Here is a 17,994-nt window from a genome sequence, read left to right as displayed (position 1 = left end):
GGATAACGGCACCACACGCCCGTGCTTGAGCCCCCACCGGGCGCCCATCCGGGCTTTTTACTTCAGCCCGAGGACATCCTGCATGTCGAACAGGCCCGACTTGCGGGGCGCAATGAAACGGGCCGCGCGCAGGCTGCCCGAAGCGTAGGACATGCGGCTGCTGCTCTTGTGGGTGATCTCGATGCGCTCGCCGATGCCCGCGAAGAGCACCGTATGGTCGCCGACGATGTCGCCACCGCGAATGGTGGAGAAGCCGATGGTCTGGCTCTCGCGCTCGCCGGTCACGCCTTCGCGCCCATAGATCGCGCAGGACTCGAGGTCGCGGCCAAGCGCTTCGGCAACCACCTCACCCATGCGCAGGGCCGTACCCGACGGGGCGTCCACCTTGAGACGGTGGTGCGCCTCGATGATCTCCACATCGTAGCCTTCGTTGAGGATGCGGGCGGCGACGTCAAGCAGCTTGAAGACCGCGTTCATGCCGACCGCCATGTTCGGCGCGAACACCACCGGGATGTGCTCGGCGGCGGCGGCGATGGCGGCCTTCCCGTCCGTCGAGAAGCCAGTGGTGCCGATCACCATCCCGCAGCCCGCGGCGCGGGCCAGCTCCAGGTGATGCAGGGTGCCTTCGGGGCGGGTGAAGTCGATCAGGCAGTCGGCCTGGGCCAGCCCGGCCGCCACGTCGCTGGAGATCGCCACGCCACAGGGCAGCCCGACGAGTTCGCCGGCATCCTTGCCGATGAAGGGGCTGTCCGGCTGCTCGAAGGCCGCCACCAGGGCGGTGTCGGAGGCCTTGAGCGTCGTTTCGATGAGCATCCGGCCCATGCGGCCGGACGCACCGGCGATGGCGATACGAATTTTTTTCATGCAATCCTCGGCATTACGAATAAATGAGAATGGTCGACGCTGTCGCCGACGCCCGCCACGATCGCGGCCGGTACGCGCCTCAGGGGGCCGGCTGCGGCGCAGCCTCGGCGGCCCGCACGTCACCGTCCAGGCGAACCAGGCGCCCCTCCTCGAAGATGACGGTGAGGCGCCGCTCCTGGGCGACACCCTTGCCCGGCTGGAAGCGGTAGACGTAATCCCAGCGATCCGCGTGGAAGATGTCGCTGACGAGCGGCGTGCCCAGCACGAAGCGCACCTGATCACGACTCATGCCGGGCTTGAGCTGGGAGACCATGTCCTGGGTGACGTAATTGCCCTGCCGGACATCGATCCGGTAAGGCTTCACGAAATCAACAACCGCGGTACAGCCGGAAACGGCCACGATCAGCAGGGCGGAGGAAAGCAGTTGGCGCATGGCGTTTCTGAGGTCGGAGACGGGAGCCGCGCCTTTGAGGCGCATTCTCAACACGGGGAAGAAACTATATCATATGGAGTTGGCCGGGTTCCCGGCCGCCAAGTCCAGTTTTTCGAGGCCTCCATGTCCAGCAGCAATTCTGAGAACCTCAAGAGTATCGGCCTCAAGGCAACCTTCCCGCGTCTCAAGATTCTCGACCTCTTCCAGAAGGTCGAAAACCGCCACCTGACCGCCGAGGACGTGTACCGCCTGCTGATCGCCGAAGACATGGATATCGGCCTCGCCACCGTTTACCGGGTGCTCACCCAGTTCGAACAGGCGGGTCTCCTCGAGCGCCATTATTTCGAGTCCGGCAAGGCGGTCTTCGAGCTCAACGAAGGCCACCACCACGACCACCTGGTCTGCCTGCAATGCGGCCGGGTCGAGGAGTTCTTCGACCCCGAGATCGAGGAGCGCCAGAACAAGGTGGCCGCCGAGCGCGGCTTCACGGTGCGCGAGCACGCGCTCTACCTCTACGTGGAGTGCACCAAGGCCGACTGCCCCCACAAGGCCGCCTCCGGCGCCCCCTCCCGCTAAGCCCTGGCGGCCCTGCCGCCCATGCATTCCGTGGAAGCCTTCCTTACCTCGACCGCCCTCGTCGCCCTGGCGGAGATCGGCGACAAGACCCAGCTCCTGTCCTTCGTGCTGGCGGCCCGGCTGCGCAAGCCGTGGGCGATCATCGCCGGCATCTTCGTCGCCACGGTGCTCAACCACGCCCTCGCCGGTTCGGTGGGCGTCTGGCTGGCCGACTTCACCCCGGCCGCCTGGCTGCCGTGGATCATCGGCATCGTCTTCATCGCCTTCGGCCTGTGGACGCTCAAGCCCGACACCCTCGACGATGACGAAGCCCCCTCCGAAGTGCACCCGGCCGGCGCCTTCGTGACCACCACCATCGCTTTCTTCATCGCCGAGATGGGCGACAAGACGCAGTTCGCAACGGTGGCCCTGGCCGCCAAATACGACGCCCTGCTGTGGGTCGTGCTCGGCACGACGATCGGCATGATGCTCGCCAACGTGCCGGCGGTGCTGCTCGGCGAAGGGCTCGCCCGCCGCCTGCCCCTCGCGCTGATCCGCTGGATCGCCGCGGCCGTGTTCGTGCTCACCGGCGTGGTCACCGTCGCCCACGCGGTGATCGGCTGAGCGCCGCAGGGCAAACCCGGGCCAGCGACCGGCCCTGGCGCCCCTCAGGCCGGAATCGGCAGGCCCAGCATCTCCGCCGCATGGCGGCGGGTGGTGTCGGTGATATTGACGCCACCCAGCATCCGCGCGATCTCGTCGATGCGTTCGCGCTCACCGAGCCGCGTCACCCGCGACAGGGTTTCGCCATCGCGGGTCTCCTTGGCGATGTTCCACTGGCTGTCGGCCCGCGCCGCCACCTGCGGCAGGTGGGTCACGCAAAGCACCTGCCGGTCGACGCCGAGCTGGTGCAGCATGCGGCCGACAATCTCGGCCACCCGTCCGCCGATCCCCACGTCCACCTCGTCGAAGATCAGGGTCGGCGTGGCGGCGTTGCGGCTGGTGATCACCTGGATCGCCAGACCGATCCGCGACAGCTCGCCACCCGACGCCACCCGGGCCAGCGGCCGCAGCGGCTGGCTGGCGTTGGCGGTGACGAGAAACTCGACACCCTCCAACCCACTGGCGCAACCGTCATCCACCGGGCGCAGGGCAATATCGAAGCGCGCACCGCCCATCGCGAGGGACTGCATGGCCTCGGTGACGGCAGCCGACAGCTCGGCCGCCACCCGCCGGCGCGCCTCCGACAACGGCCGCGCGAGGGCCATGAAGGCCTCGCGGGCCTGGCCCTCCTCCCGCGCCAGCGCCTCGGGGTCGGCCTGGCGGGTCAAGCGTTCGAGCCGGCCGACGCTGTCGGCGAGCACCCCGGGCAACGCCTCGGGCGCGACCCGGTGCTTGCGGGCCATGGCCGTCACGGCCTGGATGCGCTGGTCGATCTCGGCAAGGCGGGCCGGATCGAGGTCCAGCCTGTCCCGGTAACGGCGCATCGCATGCAGGGCTTCGTCGAGCTGGATGCTGGCGCCAGAGAGCAGCTCCTGCACGTCGGCAAGCTGGGCGTCGTGCTGGGCCATGCCGGCAACCCGAACAAGCAGGCGCTCGACCTGGGGCACCACCGCGTATTCACCGTCGGCAAGGCCATCGAGCACCTCGGAGCCACCTTCGAGCAGGCCGGCGGCATGGGCCAGGCGGCTCTGCTCGAGGTTGAGGCTCTGCCATTCCTCCGGGTCGAAGGCCAGCTCGCGCAGCTCATTGACCTGCCAGCCGAGCAGCTCGCGCTCCCGCTCGGTGCTGGAGGCGCCCTCCTCGGCCGCCTCCCTGGCCCGCCGCAGGGCGGCCCAGGCCCGATAACGCTCGGCCACCGCCTGCGCCTGGGCCTCGAGCCCGCCGTGGGCATCCACCAGCGCAAGCTGGGCGTCGGTGCGCAGCAGGGCGTGGTGGGCATGCTGGCCGTGGATGTCGGCGAGCATGTCGCCGGCCGTACGCAACTGGGCGAGAACCACCGGCGAACCGTTGAGCCAGGCCTTCGAGCGGCCACCGCTCTCGATCACCCGGCGCAACAGCACGCGCCCCTCCTCGGCGTCGAGCGCCTGCTCGGCGAGCCAGCCGCGCAGGGGGCCGTCGGCGGGGAGGTCGAACTCGGCGACGATCTCCGCGCGGGGCTGGCCCGTCCGCACCACGCCGGCCTCGGCCTTGCCCCCCAGGGCCAGCCCTAGGGCGTCGAGGAGGATGGACTTGCCGGCGCCGGTCTCGCCCGTCAGGGCACCGAAACCAGCCTCGAAGTCGAGTTCGAGCCGATCGACGATCACGAAATCGCGAATGGAAAGATGACGCAGCATGGGAAATCGGGGGTTCAGCTGTGGCGGGGAGTGGAGCTCCAGTGCAGCTTCTCGCGCAGCATCGCGAAATAACTGTAGCCCTCGGGGTGCAGCAGGCGGACGTTGTGGGGCGAACGGGTGATCTGCACCGTGTCGCCGGCCCGGGTGTCGTAGCGGGTCTGGCCGTCGAAGTGCACCCGCGAGTCGTGGGGCGGCAGCAGCACGATCTCGATCCTGCAGCGATCCGGCAGGGTGATCGGCCGCGCCGTGAGGGTGTGGGGGCACATCGGCACCAGCGCGATGCCGTCGACGTTCGGGTGCAGGATCGGGCCATTGGCCGACAGGGCGTAGGCCGTCGAGCCGGTGGGCGTCGAGATGATCATGCCGTCGGAGCGCTGGGTGTAAACATACTCGCCGTCGATGCGCAGGTCGAACTCGATCATGCGGCCGAGCTCACCCTTGTTGACAACCACGTCATTGAGCGCCAGGGTATGAAAGACCCGTCGCCCGCCCCGGCGCACCTCGGCATCGAGGAGCACCCGGGTTTCTTCGGTGTAGCGGCCGGCGAGGATCTCGCCGATCTTCTCGAGGGCCACCTCGCGGGAAATGTCGGTCAGGAAGCCGAGCCGGCCCTGGTTGACCCCCGCCAGCGGCACGTCGTATTCAGCCAGGCGGCAGGCGCTGTTGAGCAGGGTCCCGTCACCGCCGAGCACCACGGCCAGGTCGGCGCGCTCGCCGATCTCCTCGTAGCTGGCCACGGCGAAGCCGGCGGTGAGCCCGGTGGAACTCGCCGTCCCCTGCTCGATCAATACAGCCAGCCCCTGGTCGCGCAGGTAATTGGCGAGGCGCAGCACGGCCTCGGCCACTTCCGGACTCTGGTATTTGCCGATCAGGGCAATTGTCTTGAAGGCACAGGTCATGGAACGATTAAACCACATTATGCGGACGCCTCGCAGCGCGGCCGACGAATCCGCTACGGCGGCGCGCAGCCCCGGCTTCTCATGACCGCCGCGCTTCCTTAGAATCCCTGCGAGTCTCAGAATCCGCAGCCATGACCCAACTCGACCAACGTTCGCAAATCCTCCTCAAGTCGCTGGTGGAGCATTACATCGCCGAAGGCCAGCCCGTGGGTTCGCGCGCCCTGTCGCGCCACTCCGGCCTCAACCTGTCGCCGGCCACGGTGCGCAACGTGATGTCGGACCTCGAGGAACTCGGCTTCATCACCAGCCCGCACACCTCGGCCGGCCGCGTCCCCACGGCCCGCGGCTACCGCTTCTTCGTGGACAGCCTGCTCACCGTGCAGCCGATCGGCGTGGGTCAGCTCGAGGCGATCCAGGGCCAGATCCAGCCCGGCGAACCCCAGCGGGTCATCAACGCGGCCTCGCAGCTGCTGTCGGGTCTCACCCATTTCGCCGGCGTGGTGGTCTCGCCCCGCCAGGACGCCCTGAAGATCCGCCAGATCGAGTTCGTCAGCCTGTCCGACACCCGCATCCTGCTGATCCTCGTCACCACGGCCGGCGACGTGCAGAACCGCATCCTGTTCACCAAGCGTGCCTACAGCCCGTCCGAGCTGGTCACCGCCGCCAACTACCTCAACCAGCACTTCGCCGGGCTGGCCTTCACCGAGATCCGCACCCGCATCCAGGACGAGCTCAAGCAGCTCCGCTCCGACATGACCGAGCTGATGAGCGCCGCTGTCGAGGCCGGCAGCGAAGTCCTCGAGGAAACCCAGGAAACCTACGTGATCTCCGGCGAAACCAACCTGCTCGACGCCGAGGACCTCTCCTCCAACATGGCCCGCCTGCGGGAGCTGTTCAAGCTCTTCGAGCAGAAGACCGGGCTCATGCAGCTGCTCGACATCTCCAACCGCGCCCAGGGCGTGCAGATCTTCATCGGCGGCGAAAGCGGCCTCAGCCCCCTCGACGACTGCAGCGTGATCACCGCCCCCTACGAGGTGGACGGCCAGCTCGTCGGCTCGGTGGGCGTCATCGGCCCGACCCGCATGGCCTACGAGCGGGTGATCCCCATCGTCGACGTCACCGCCCGCCTCCTCACCAGCGCCCTCTCGGGCCACAACTGAAAGAAAGCCCACCCCATGCCCCAATACTGGCAGGAGCCAGCCTATACCCATGGCCAGGCGCCCCGCACGGGCGTCCTGCTGGTGAATCTCGGCACGCCCGCCGCGCCGACCGCCGCCGCGCTGCGCCCTTATCTCAAGCAGTTCCTGTCCGACCCGCGGGTCGTCGAGATTCCCAAGCCGATCTGGTGGCTGATCCTCAACGGCATCATCCTGCGCACCCGACCGGCCAAGTCGGCCCAGAAATACGCCAGCGTATGGACCGACGAGGGCTCACCCCTCAAGGTCCATACCGAAAAGCAGGCCAAACTGCTGGCCGGCTTCCTGGCCAATGCCGGCCAGCGCGACCTCCACGTGAGCTGGGCGATGCGCTACGGCCAGCCCTCGATCCGCAGCCAGCTCGACGCCATGCGCGCCGCCGGCTGCACGCGCATCCTGGTCGTCCCGCTGTATCCCCAGTACGCCGCCAGCACCACCGCGACGGTCATCGACGAGGTTGCCGACTGCCTTCGCCACTGGCGCAACCTGCCCGAAATCCGCTACGTGCGCAGTTTTGGCGACGACCCGGGCTACATCGAAGCCCTCGCCGCCAGCGTGCGCGCCCACTGGCAGCGCAACGGCCAGGCCGACAAGCTGGTGCTGAGCTTCCACGGCATTCCGCGCCGCTCCCTCGACCTGGGCGACCCCTACCACTGCGAGTGCTACAAGACCGCGCGCCTGCTCGGCGAGGCGCTCAAGCTGCCCCGCGAACGGCTGATCGTCAGCTTCCAGTCGCGCTTCGGCAAGGCCGAATGGCTCAAGCCCTACACCCAGCCCACCCTCGAGGCCCTGGGCCGGGAAGGAGTCGGATCAGTGGATGTGATGTGCCCGGGTTTCGTCTCGGACTGCCTGGAGACCCTGGAAGAAATCAACATGGAATGCCGCGAAGCCTTCCTGCACGCGGGGGGCAGGCAGTTCGGCTACATCCCTTGCCTGAACGAAGACCAGGCGTGGATCGAGGCGCTCACCACCCTGTCGCTGAAGCACCTCGGCAGCTGGCTGGAGACACCCAAGCCCGACACCGCCAGCCTGGCCCACCAGGCGAGCCTCGCCCGCGCCCTGGGCGCCAAGGCCTGAACGCCACACGGGCCGACGCCGGCCCGCCACTGGGAAAATCGGAAATGAAACTGCTTCTGCGCTGGGCCCTGAACGCGGTAGCCCTGATGCTGGTCCCGGAGGTGCTGACGGAGATCCGGGTGGACGGCTACGCCGCCGCGCTGATCAGCGCCCTGCTGCTGGGCTTCGTGAATGCCATCATCCGGCCGGTGCTGGTGCTCGTCACGCTGCCGATCACCCTGCTGACCCTGGGGCTGTTCACCCTGGTGATCAACGCCCTAATGTTCTGGGCGGTATCCGGGCTGGTGGCGGGCTTTGTCGTCCCGGATTTCTGGACGGCCTTCTGGGGCGCCCTCTTGTACAGCCTGTTGACCTGGCTGGTCAGCCTCGCCCTGTCGGACAGGGACGACTGACCCGCCCGCGAAAGCTCAGCCCGCCGTCGGCGCCGCGGCGGCGGCGGGGCGGCGGCGGCTCGACTTGCGCCGCACGGCACCCGGGTCGAAGGCCCCGACCAGCTTGCCGAGGGCGGCCGCCCGAGCGTCCATCGCCATCTGGAAGGCGCCCTCCTCGCCGTACTTCTTCACCGAAAACTTCACGCGCTTGCGCCGGCCGTCGGGCAGCGGCCACGAGGCCACCCAGAACCAGCGCTGCTTCTCTTCGGGCAGGTCGCGGGTCTCGGAGGCGCAATAGCGGCAAACGCCCACCACCCCCGACCGGTTGTTCTTCTTGACGATGTTCGAATACTCCTGCATCGACAAGGGCGGGTGGGCGGCAATGATTTCGTCGCGATACGCCTTTGCCGCTGCAAAGGAGCGCTGCTTGCCCCCGAACACGCCATCACTGAAATGCTTGCGGTAGATCACGCCCCTGCGCTGGATGGTCACCAGCCAACCGTGAGTGCGGCTCGTCTCGTTATCGACACGACTGATTCCATAAGTACTGCCTCGGCTCACAGGCCACCTCCTATCGACGCCGCTGCGACAATCGCGGCACAGGTGTGGTTTCGGCCAAATCGGGCAGAACTTTAGCGCAGGAAGCGCGCAGCGCTGACCTTTCCAGGGGGACGACAACCCCCATGGCATAACAGATCCAGGGTTGAAATCCGCGACAGCAGCCCCATGTACAAGTGGCAACCAAAACTCCAGAGATCACCGCCATGAGCGAATCGTTGTTGATCCCCTGCCCTCACTGCGCCGCGCTAAACCGGGTTCCCGCCGACCGCCTGAACGACGGCGGCCATTGCGGGCGATGCAAGGCAGGGCTGTTTGCCGGCGCGCCGGTTCATCTGACGGAAAGCAACTTCGGCGCCCACGCGCAGCGGAGCGACCTCCCGCTGCTGGTGGATTTCTGGGCGCCCTGGTGCGGCCCGTGCCGCAGCATGGCGCCCGCCTTCGACGCCGCGGCTCGCGCGCTGGAGCCGCGGATGCGCCTGGGCAAGGTCAATACCGAAGAAGAGCAGGCCCTGGCAGCCCGCTTCGGCATACGCAGCATCCCGACCCTGATCCTGCTGCACCAGGGAAGGGAGCTGGCACGCCAGGCCGGCGCGATGGGCGCCGAAGACATCCAGCGCTGGGCCCTCGCCCACCTGGGCGGTCGCTGAAGGTAAACAAAACAAGGCAACGACGCGCGCTCCGGGGGCTTGCCCCGGGCCCGTCAGTTGTCGACCAGCTGCAGCTCCATGCCGAAGCCGCTGGCGGTGATCCGCTCGGCCGGTGGGCCGCTCTTGGCGAGTTCGCGGTAGGCCGCCCCGAGCCGGCGGGCCACGACGGTGATCAGGCGGGTCCGGAAGGCATCCTGGCACTCGTCCGTGGCCAGCGACAGGGCTGCCGGGTTGAGTTCGAGATAGGTGGTGCTGGCGGTGGTCACCGCGGTGTACATATGGCGATGCTCCTGCTGGTCGAGGTAGGCCAGCTCGCCGAACACTTCGCCGGCCCCCACCGCATCGACCCGCTGACCATCCACCGACAGCTCGACGCAGCCATCGATGATGAGCCCGAAACGCTGGTCGGCATCGCCTTCCCGCATCACCAGGGTGTTCGATTCGATGCGGCGCCAGCGTGAGATGCGCAGGAACTCCCAGATCTCCACGTCCTCGAACTCGGTGAAGAAGGGCATCTTGCGGAGGATGGAGTAACGGCTGGTGTCCTCGGTGCCGGTGGAGTCGTCGAGGATCTTGTAGCGGACGGCGGACAGATCCTTGGCGAAGTCGGCGCCATTCTTGTAGCGGGAGTACAGATCCTTCTCGAGCGCCTTGCGGATCACCTGATCGAGCTGATCGGGCAGTTCGGAGTTGATCTGCGAGACCAGCGGCGGCTCGGTGTTGATGATCTTGTAGATCAGCTGGGCCGGGTTCTTGGCCCGGAAGGGCAGGCGCCCGGTGAGCATGTGAAAGAGCACCACACCCAGGGAGAACAGGTCGGTCTTCTGGTTGAGCGGATAGCCCTTGATCTGCTCCGGGCTCATGTAGGCCGGCGAGCCGACCCCCATGATGAAGGTGGAATCGGAGGCGCTCTTCTTGCTGATGTTGAGGGCCAGGCCGAAGTCGGTGATCTTAACGTTGTCGTTCTCGTCGACCAGGATGTTGGCCGGCTTGATGTCGCGATGGACGATGCCCTGGCGGTAGGCGTAGTCAAGGGCCATCGCGCACTTGAAGACCATGCCGATCGTGCGGTGCAGCGGCAGGAGATTCTGGAAGCTGCAGTAGTGCTCCAGCGTCGTCCCCGGGAAATACTCCATGACGATGTAGGCGTAATCCTTCTCGACACAGGTATCGAAGATCTTGATGATGTTCGGGTGATCGAGCTTGCGCGAGACGTCCATCTCGGCGCGCAGGAGCTTGAGCAGCCGCCGGTTCCACTTGGCCTCGTCCTTGGCCTTGTCGTCGAAACGGATGAGCTTCAGCGCGACGGGTTCGGGGTACTGGGGATGTTCGGCCAGATACACGGTCGCCGTGGCCCCCCGCCCGACCTCCCGGATCAGCTTGTATTTGCCGATTTTGTCTGGATTCTTTTCCATACCTGCTTTACGCCGCATTGTCCGTAAAGATGCCCCCGCAATGCTCCGGGGATCTAGATTTTACACACCTGGCAGCTATTTTCAGCGACTACATGCAGCCCACCCCTTGAAAACTTCATCCGAGCCCCCAGATCAGGCAAATCGAAAAAAGGAGCCGTTACCCATGCAAGACCAGAACACCCCTCCGAGCCCCGCCGAACAAGCCGCGCCGGAGCTCGTGGAGAACGTCGCCAACGCCGCCGCCGAAGCCCCCGCCACCGAGGAAGCCGCCGGCGACAGCATGCCCAGCCTCGTCGAGCAGCTCCGCCAGGCCGAGCTGAAGGCCGCCGAACACCACGACGCCTGGCTGCGCGCGAAGGCCGAAACCGAGAACGTCCGCCGCCGTGCCCAGGACGACATCGCCAAGGCCGGCAAGTTTGCCGCCGACAAGTTCGCCCAGGCGATGCTGCCGGTGAAGGACAGCCTGGAGGCCGCCCTGGCCGCCGAGAACACCGTCGACAGCCTGCGGCAGGGCGTCGAGCTGACCCTCAAGCAGCTCGTCTCCGCCTTCCAGGGCGCCAGCCTCACCGAGGTCAACCCCATCGGCGAAAAATTCGACCCCAACAAGCACCAGGCCATCAGCGCCGTCGAAGCCGACGGCGAGCCCAACACCGTGATCACCGTGCTGCAGAAGGGCTACCTGCTCCACGAGCGCACCCTGCGCCCGGCGCTGGTGGTCGTCTCGAAAGCCAAATCCGCTGCTTGAAACCCGGCGGCCCGTCCCCATATTAGCCAGCAAGCAGGGGTTTCCGACCCAATCGGGCCCCTATCACACAGAATTCGAATTTAAGGAAAACTCATGGGCAAGATCATCGGCATCGACCTCGGCACCACCAACAGCTGCGTCTCCGTGATGGAAGGCGGCAAGCCGAAGGTCATCGAAAACTCCGAAGGCGCGCGCACCACCCCGTCCGTGGTGGCCTACGCCGACGACGGCGAGATCCTGTGCGGCGCGCCGGCCAAGCGCCAGGCCGTCACCAACGCCAGGAACACCCTGTACGCGGTCAAGCGCCTGATCGGTCGCCGCTTCGAAGAGAAGGAAGTGCAGAAGGACATCGACCTGATGCCCTTCACGATCTGCAAGGCCGACAACGGCGACGCCTGGGTTGAAGTGCGCGGCAAGAAGGTCGCCCCGCCGCAGGTTTCCGCCGAAGTGCTGCGCAAGATGAAGAAGACCGCCGAAGACTACCTCGGCGAGGAAGTCACCGAAGCCGTCATCACCGTGCCGGCCTATTTCAACGACAGCCAGCGCCAGGCCACCAAGGACGCCGGCCGCATCGCCGGCCTCGACGTCAAGCGCATCATCAACGAGCCGACCGCCGCGGCCCTCGCCTTCGGCATGGACAAGAAGCCGGGCGACTCCAAGGTGGCGGTGTTCGACCTGGGCGGCGGCACCTTCGACATCTCCATCATCGAGATCGCCGACATCGACGGCGAACACCAGTTCGAAGTGCTGGCCACCAACGGCGACACCTTCCTGGGCGGCGAAGACTTCGACCAGCGCATCATCGATTACATCGTCACCGAGTTCAAGAAAGAGCAGGGCGTCGACCTCAAGAATGACGTGCTCGCGCTGCAGCGCCTCAAGGAAGCCGCCGAGAAGGCCAAGATCGAGCTCTCCTCCGGCCAGCAGACCGAGATCAACCTGCCCTACATCACTGCCGACGCCACCGGCCCGAAGCACCTGGCGCTCAAGATCACCCGCGCCAAGTTCGAATCGCTGGTCGAAGACCTGGTCGAGCGCACCATCGAGCCCTGCCGCGTGGCCCTCAAGGACGCCGGCGTGAAGGTCTCCGACATCGACGACGTGATCCTGGTCGGCGGCCAGACCCGCATGCCGAAGGTCATCGAGAAGGTCAAGGAGTTCTTCGGCAAGGACCCGCGCCGTGACGTGAACCCCGACGAAGCCGTCGCCGTCGGCGCCTCCATCCAGGGCGGCGTGCTGCAGGGCGAAGTCAAGGACGTGCTGCTCCTCGACGTCTGCCCGCTGTCGCTGGGCATCGAGACCCTGGGTGGCGTGATGACCAAGCTGATCCAGAAGAACACCACGATCCCGACCAAGGCCTCGCAGGTGTTCTCCACCGCCGAGGACAACCAGAACGCGGTCACCATCCACGTGCTGCAGGGCGAGCGCGAGATGGCCTCCGGCAACAAGAGCCTGGGCCAGTTCAACCTCTCCGACATCCCGCCGGCCCCGCGCGGCATGCCGCAGATCGAAGTCACCTTCGACATCGACGCCAACGGCATCCTGCACGTGTCCGCCAAGGACAAGGCCACCGGCAAGGAAAACAAGATCACCATCAAGGCCAACTCCGGCCTGTCGGATGAAGAGATCCAGCGCATGGTGCGCGACGCCGAGGCCCACGCCGAGGAAGACAAGAAGGCCCACGAACTGGTGGATGCCCGCAACCAGCTCGACACCCTGGTGCACTCGGTCAAGAAGGCCGTGGCCGAGCACGGCGACAAGATCGGCGACGACAAGGCAAAGATCGAAGCCGCCATCGCCGAGGCCGAAGAAGCCATCAAGTCCGGCGACAAGGCCACCATCGACGCCAAGAGCGAAGCCCTGGCCACCGTCAGCCAGAAGCTGGGCGAGCACATCTACGCCCAGGCCCAGGCCGAAGCCGGTGCGGCCGGTGGTGCGGGCGCCGGCGCCTCTGCCGGCGGCAGCAAGGCCAACGATCCGGACGTGGTCGACGCCGAGTTCACCGAGGTGAAGGACAAGAAGTAAGCAACCCAGCCTGTCCGGCCTGAGGGCCCCCGACAGACCCGGCCGAGCCATGCCGGCGCCTCGCGCGCCGCTCGGCTCGGCCTTTACGCAAGAAAGCCAGAGCACCCAAACATGGCGAAACGGGATCTATACGAAGTCCTCGGCGTCAATCGCGACGCCTCCGAGGACGAACTGAAGAAGGCCTACCGCAAGCTGGCCATGAAGTACCACCCGGACCGCAATCCGGACAACAAGGACGCCGAGGAGAAGTTCAAGGAGGCCAAGGAGGCCTACGAGATCCTCACCGACGCCAACAAGCGCGCCGCCTACGACCGCTACGGCCACGACGGCGTCAACCCGCAGATGGGCGGTGGCGGCGGCCAGGGCTTCGACGGCTTCGCCGACGCCTTCGGCGACATCTTCGGCGACATCTTCGGCGGTGGCGGCGGGCGCGGACGCTCCAACGTCTATCGCGGCGCCGACCTGCGCTACAACCTCGAGATCACCCTCGAGGAAGCGGCCCGCGGCGCCGAAAAAACCATCCGCATCCCCGCCCAGGAAGAGTGCGGCAGCTGCCACGGCAGCGGCGCCAAACCCGGCACCCAGCCCAAGACCTGCCCCACCTGCGGCGGCGCGGGCCAGGTGCGCATCCAGCAGGGTTTCTTCTCGATCCAGCAGACCTGCCCGAAGTGCCACGGCAGCGGTCGCATCATCCCCGAGCCCTGCACCAGCTGCGGCGGCGCCGGCCGCGTCAAGCGCCAGAAGACCCTCGAGGTGAAGATCCCCGCCGGCATCGACGACGGCATGCGCCTGCGCCATGGCGGCCACGGAGAGCCGGGCGTCAATGGCGGCCCCGCCGGCGACCTGTACGTGGAGATCCACATCAAGCAGCACCCGGTCTTCCAGCGGGATGGCGACGATCTCCACTGCGAGATGCCGATCAGCTTCACCACCGCGGCCCTCGGCGGCGAGATCGAGATCCCGACCCTCGACGGCGCAGCGAACATCCGCATCCCGCCGGAAACCCAGAGCGCCAAGGTCTTCCGCCTGCGCGGCAAGGGCATCCGCAACGTGCGCACCCACGCCCCCGGCGACCTGATGGTGCACGTGGTGGTCGAGACCCCGGTCAAGCTCACCGAACGGCAGAAGGAACTCCTGCGCGAGTTCGAGGATATCGCCTCGAGCAATGCCGAACGTCACAATCCGAAGGCGAAATCCTGGATGGACAAGGTCAAGGATTTCTTCAGCGGCTGAGCCCTCGCGTACCCATCCGCCAACATTGTCACGACAAAGGCCGACGTCATCACGACGCCGGCCTTTGCTTTATCCCCAACAAGTTTCTTTCACTTATACTCGACGACGTTTGCCCCTTCATCACCCAGAACAATAACGTCCATGCGCATCCACACCCTCAAGAAGTTGCTGGCGCTTGCCGGAGCCGGCCTGCTTTTAAGCTCTGCCCCCGCCGCACGGGCGGCCGACCCCGGGATTGGCGACAACACCATCACGCTGGGCATGTCGGCGCCATTCACCGGCCCCAACGGGGCCTATGGCAAGGAGCTGCGCGAAGGCGCCCTCGCCTACTTCGCCCAGCTCAACGGCGCCGGTGGCATCAACGGCAAGAAGGTCGAACTCATCACCCTCGACGACGGCTACGAGACCGACAAGACGGTTGCGAACACCCGCAAGCTGATCGAAGAGAACAAGGTCTTCGCGCTGATGGCCTACTATGGCTCCTCCCCCACCGCAGAGGCCATGAAGGTGTTCTCGGAGGCCAAGGTGCCGCTCGTCGGCACCATCAGCGGCTCCAGCACCCTGCGCAGCCCGGTCAATCGCTACATGTTCCACCTGCGGGCGAGCTACGCCGACGAGACCGAAGCCATCGTCAACCACATGGTCGCGCTGGGGATCACCAACATCGCGGTGTTCTACCAGAACGACGGCTTCGGCAAATCCGGCAAGGACGGGGTCGCCGCGGCCCTCGCCCGGCACAAGCTCAAGCCGGTCGCCGAAGGCAGCGTCGAACGCAATTCGCTGCAGGTCGAGGCGGCCGTCGCGCAGATCGCCAAGGGCGACCCCCAGGCGGTCATCATGGTGACCCTCTACAAGCCCACCGCCGAATTCATCCGCCAGATGCGCAAGGCCGGGCAGATGCCCCAGTTCGCCACCCTGTCGCCGATCGGCGCCGACCTGCTGGTGGGCGAGATGGGTGCCAAGGACGCCCACGGCGTCGGCATCTCCCAGGTCATGCCCTACCCCTGGAACGACACCGTTCCGGTGGTGAGGGAATATCACAAGGCGCTGCAGGCCTTCGCCAAGCACACCCGCTACAGCTACTACGGCCTCGAGGGCTTCCTCAACGCCAAGCTGATGGCCGAAGCGCTGCGCAAGCTGGGCCGCGATGCCACCCGCGAAAAGCTGGTCAATGTGCTCGAAACCACCCCCTTCGACCTGGGCGGCTACAAGATCAACTACACCCCCGCCAGCCACAACGGCTCCCGCTTCGTGGACCTCACCGTGCTCGGGCGTGACGGCCGCGTGCTGCGCTGAACAAACCGGCTGCAGACAATGAAAAAGGGGCGCCCTCGAGCGCCCCTTCGTTTGTCACGCGATCGCTCAGGCCCGGCGCCAGATTGTCCCCTGGGGGGAGTCCTCGAGGGCGATCCCTTCGGCCAGCAGCTCGGCCCGGATGCGGTCGGCCTCGGCAAAGTTCTTCGCCTTCTTGGCTTCGATACGCGCCGCGATGCGCGCCTCGATGGCCGCGGAATCATCGTCCGCTGCTTCGGCGCCGCCCTGCAGGAAAGCCTGGGGCACCTGCTCCAGCAGGCCGAGCACACCACCCAGGGCCTTCAGCTGGGCCGCGGCCTCCGGCGAGCGGTTGCGGTTGACCTCGTTGGCGAGGTCGAACAGGACCGCGATGGCCTCGGCTGTGTTGAAGTCGTCGTCCATCGCCATCTTGAAGCGGGCCGCCGCCGGCTGAGACCAGTCGAGGGTGAAGCCCGGCACCGGCTCCACGTTGCGCAGCGCCGTATACAGCCGCGACAGCGCATGGCGGGCATCCACCAGGTGGGCGTCGGAATAGTTGAGCGGGCTGCGGTAATGGGCCCGCAGGATGAAGAAACGCACCACCTCGGGGGCGTATTCCTTCAGCACGTCGCGGATCGTGAAGAAGTTGCCGAGGCTCTTCGACATCTTCTCGTCGTCCACCCGCACGAAGCCGTTGTGCATCCAGTAGTTCACGAAGGAGCACTGGTGGGCGCCCTCGCTCTGGGCGATCTCGTTCTCGTGGTGCGGGAACTGCAGGTCGGCGCCGCCGCCGTGGATGTCGAAGTGCTCGCCGAGCAGCTCGGAGCTCATGGCCGAGCACTCGATGTGCCAGCCCGGACGGCCGGGGCCCCAGGGGGAATCCCACTTCACCTCGGCCGGCTCGTCGGCGCGGGCGTGCTTCCACAGCACGAAGTCGAGGGGGTCCTGCTTGCCGCCGGCCACCTCGACGCGCTCGCCGGCGCGCAGCTCGTCGAGGGACTTGCCGGACAGCTTGCCGTAGCCCTCGAACTTGCGCACCGCATAACACATGTCCTGGTTGCCGGCCTTGTAGGCCAGGCCGTTGTTGACCAGATTGCCGATCAGCTTCTGCATCGGCTGCACGAACTCGGTGGCCCGCGGCTCGTGGTCGGGGCGCAGCACGCCGAGGGCGTCGGCGTCCTCGTGCATCGCGGCGATGAAGCGGTCGGTCAGGGCGCGGATGGTCTCACCGTTCTCCTGGGCGCGCTTGATGATCTTGTCGTCGATGTCGGTGATGTTGCGGACGTAGGTGACCTGGTAATCACTGGCCCTCAACCATCGCGCAACCATGTCGAAAACCACCATGACCCGGGCGTGGCCGAGGTGACAGTAGTCATAGACGGTCATGCCGCAGACGTACATGCGAACCCGGCCGGGGTCGATGGGGGTGAACTGCTCCTTCTGCCGCGAAAGGGAGTTATGAATTTTCAACATGAGAAAGACCGCAATGAAACCGAAGGAAAAATGGGAAGCGCCCGGGCCACATGTGAGGGAGGGCGCGCACGGCCAGGACGGGAAGTCGACCAGTGGAGAAACAGGGGTGACTCATGGCCGGCAGCGGAGCTTCTTGATAAAATGCGAAGCTTGTACTCAAACCACCCAGCCCAAACCCCGCGTGCCCGGGTACGCGGGCGAATCATATCACATGTCAAAACGTGCTCTGGCCGCCACCCTGCTCCTCGCGAGCCTGATCTGCAGCCCTGTCCGGGCGGACTCCATCCAGGACCTGCAAACCCTCGTCAAACAGGGTCAGCTGAGCCAGGCCCTCGAAAAGGCCGATCAGCTCCTCGCCTCCAAGCCCCGGGACGCCCAGGTGCGCTTCCTGCGCGGGGTGATCCTGTCCGAGCTCAACCGCGGCACTGAAGCCGTTGCCGTCTTCCAGAAGCTGACCGAGGACTACCCGGAGCTCCCCGAGCCCTACAACAACCTCGCCGTGCTCTACGCCCAGCAGCGCCAGTACGACAAGGCCCGCAACGCCCTCGAGATGGCGATCCGGACCCACCCGAGCTACGCCACGGCCCACGAGAACCTCGGCGACATCTACGCCCGCCTCGCCAGCCAGGCCTACGACAAGGCGCTGGCCCTCGATTCGTCCAACGTCGGCGCCCAGAGCAAGCTGGCGATGATCCGCGAGATGATGAGCGTCGGCGGCAAGACAGTGCGCCCGACTCCGCCCGCCGCCGCCAAGCCGGCGCCGGCCGTTGCGAGCGCAGCGGTGCCCGCGGCCGCCCCCGCCGCGGCTCCGGCCAAGCCGGTCGCGCCGGCGCCGGCCGTCGCGCCGGCGCCCGTAGCCGCCGCCAAGCCCGTACCGGCGCCCGCGCCGGTG

General features: G+C 66.6%; 18 protein-coding genes. 11 read left to right on the top strand and 7 right to left on the bottom strand.

Features of this window, described 5'->3' with window-relative positions:
* Positions 1 to 57 precede the first annotated feature (57 nt).
* Positions 58 to 864, bottom strand: a complete 807-nt coding sequence (dapB, locus tag ACE3OU_RS09275; protein WP_374241273.1) for a 4-hydroxy-tetrahydrodipicolinate reductase — start codon at positions 862 to 864, stop codon at positions 58 to 60.
* Positions 865 to 943: 79 nt separating this feature from the next.
* The gene (locus ACE3OU_RS09270) at positions 944 to 1,297 is read right to left on the bottom strand and encodes an outer membrane protein assembly factor BamE (RefSeq protein WP_374241272.1); all 354 of its coding nucleotides are present in this window, start codon (positions 1,295 to 1,297) and stop codon (positions 944 to 946) included.
* 123 nt (positions 1,298 to 1,420) lie between these two features.
* Here ACE3OU_RS09270 and fur point away from each other — a divergent pair, with 123 nt between their 5' ends.
* Positions 1,421 to 1,873, top strand: coding sequence for a ferric iron uptake transcriptional regulator (gene fur, locus ACE3OU_RS09265; RefSeq protein WP_374241271.1), 453 nt, complete (start codon positions 1,421 to 1,423; stop codon positions 1,871 to 1,873).
* 21 nt (positions 1,874 to 1,894) lie between these two features.
* Positions 1,895 to 2,476, top strand: coding sequence for a TMEM165/GDT1 family protein (locus tag ACE3OU_RS09260; protein WP_374241270.1), 582 nt, complete (start codon positions 1,895 to 1,897; stop codon positions 2,474 to 2,476).
* A gap of 44 nt (positions 2,477 to 2,520) precedes the next feature.
* Here ACE3OU_RS09260 and recN read toward each other — a convergent pair whose 3' ends face one another.
* Complete coding sequence (recN, locus tag ACE3OU_RS09255) at positions 2,521 to 4,188, bottom strand: DNA repair protein RecN (protein WP_374241269.1); 1,668 nt, start codon at positions 4,186 to 4,188, stop codon at positions 2,521 to 2,523.
* 14 nt (positions 4,189 to 4,202) lie between these two features.
* Positions 4,203 to 5,087 (bottom strand): NAD kinase, encoded by an 885-nt coding sequence (locus ACE3OU_RS09250; RefSeq protein WP_374241268.1) that lies wholly within the window; start codon positions 5,085 to 5,087, stop codon positions 4,203 to 4,205.
* 131 nt (positions 5,088 to 5,218) lie between these two features.
* Here ACE3OU_RS09250 and hrcA point away from each other — a divergent pair, with 131 nt between their 5' ends.
* From hrcA to ACE3OU_RS09235, 3 genes are read left to right on the top strand one after another with little or no spacing between them, the layout of a single operon-like run.
* Positions 5,219 to 6,247 carry a heat-inducible transcriptional repressor HrcA gene (gene hrcA / locus ACE3OU_RS09245; RefSeq protein ID WP_374241267.1) on the top strand — a complete coding sequence of 343 codons (1,029 nt, stop codon included), beginning with the start codon at positions 5,219 to 5,221 and terminating at the stop codon, positions 6,245 to 6,247.
* A 15-nt stretch (positions 6,248 to 6,262) separates the two neighbouring features.
* Positions 6,263 to 7,360 (top strand): ferrochelatase, encoded by a 1,098-nt coding sequence (hemH, locus tag ACE3OU_RS09240; RefSeq protein ID WP_374241266.1) that lies wholly within the window; start codon positions 6,263 to 6,265, stop codon positions 7,358 to 7,360.
* Between the two features lie 44 nt (positions 7,361 to 7,404).
* On the top strand, positions 7,405 to 7,752 hold the full coding sequence (locus ACE3OU_RS09235; RefSeq protein WP_374241265.1) for a phage holin family protein: 348 nt from the start codon (positions 7,405 to 7,407) through the stop codon (positions 7,750 to 7,752).
* Between the two features lie 15 nt (positions 7,753 to 7,767).
* Here the strand turns inward: ACE3OU_RS09235 and ACE3OU_RS09230 are convergent, their stop codons facing one another.
* Entirely contained in the window at positions 7,768 to 8,223 is a 456-nt protein-coding gene (locus ACE3OU_RS09230; RefSeq protein ID WP_374241264.1) for an AP2 domain-containing protein, read from the bottom strand.
* 272 nt (positions 8,224 to 8,495) lie between these two features.
* Here ACE3OU_RS09230 and trxC point away from each other — a divergent pair, with 272 nt between their 5' ends.
* Complete coding sequence (gene trxC, locus ACE3OU_RS09225; protein ID WP_374241263.1) at positions 8,496 to 8,939, top strand: thioredoxin TrxC; 444 nt, start codon at positions 8,496 to 8,498, stop codon at positions 8,937 to 8,939.
* A 53-nt stretch (positions 8,940 to 8,992) separates the two neighbouring features.
* Here trxC and ACE3OU_RS09220 read toward each other — a convergent pair whose 3' ends face one another.
* Positions 8,993 to 10,354 (bottom strand): protein kinase, encoded by a 1,362-nt coding sequence (locus ACE3OU_RS09220; protein WP_374241262.1) that lies wholly within the window; start codon positions 10,352 to 10,354, stop codon positions 8,993 to 8,995.
* Between the two features lie 163 nt (positions 10,355 to 10,517).
* Between ACE3OU_RS09220 and grpE the strand changes: the two genes are divergently transcribed.
* The 4 genes from grpE to ACE3OU_RS09200 all read left to right on the top strand — a co-directional run bounded on the left by grpE (position 10,518) and on the right by ACE3OU_RS09200 (position 15,653).
* Positions 10,518 to 11,099 (top strand): nucleotide exchange factor GrpE, encoded by a 582-nt coding sequence (gene grpE / locus ACE3OU_RS09215; RefSeq protein WP_374241261.1) that lies wholly within the window; start codon positions 10,518 to 10,520, stop codon positions 11,097 to 11,099.
* 93 nt (positions 11,100 to 11,192) lie between these two features.
* Positions 11,193 to 13,124, top strand: coding sequence for a molecular chaperone DnaK (dnaK, locus tag ACE3OU_RS09210; RefSeq protein ID WP_374241260.1), 1,932 nt, complete (start codon positions 11,193 to 11,195; stop codon positions 13,122 to 13,124).
* A gap of 111 nt (positions 13,125 to 13,235) precedes the next feature.
* Positions 13,236 to 14,357 carry a molecular chaperone DnaJ gene (gene dnaJ, locus ACE3OU_RS09205; protein ID WP_374241259.1) on the top strand — a complete coding sequence of 374 codons (1,122 nt, stop codon included), beginning with the start codon at positions 13,236 to 13,238 and terminating at the stop codon, positions 14,355 to 14,357.
* A gap of 141 nt (positions 14,358 to 14,498) precedes the next feature.
* Positions 14,499 to 15,653: an ABC transporter substrate-binding protein gene (locus ACE3OU_RS09200; RefSeq protein WP_374241258.1), complete on the top strand. Its 1,155-nt coding sequence runs from the start codon at positions 14,499 to 14,501 to the stop codon at positions 15,651 to 15,653.
* 66 nt (positions 15,654 to 15,719) lie between these two features.
* On the opposite strand, the gene cysS is transcribed toward ACE3OU_RS09200, so the two are convergent.
* Positions 15,720 to 17,102, bottom strand: a complete 1,383-nt coding sequence (gene cysS, locus ACE3OU_RS09195; RefSeq protein WP_374241257.1) for a cysteine--tRNA ligase — start codon at positions 17,100 to 17,102, stop codon at positions 15,720 to 15,722.
* Positions 17,103 to 17,313: 211 nt separating this feature from the next.
* On the opposite strand from cysS, the gene ACE3OU_RS09190 reads away from it, so the two are divergent.
* A partial coding sequence (locus tag ACE3OU_RS09190) for a tetratricopeptide repeat protein (RefSeq protein ID WP_374241256.1) occupies positions 17,314 to 17,994 on the top strand: 681 nt, incomplete at its 3' end.

Origin of the sequence: Zoogloea sp. (assembly GCF_041908905.1) — a bacterium.
Taxonomy (GTDB): Bacteria; Pseudomonadota; Gammaproteobacteria; order Burkholderiales; family Rhodocyclaceae; genus Zoogloea.
The sequence above is the reverse complement of the archived record's forward strand: the minus strand, read 5'-3'. Positions and strand labels throughout refer to the sequence as shown.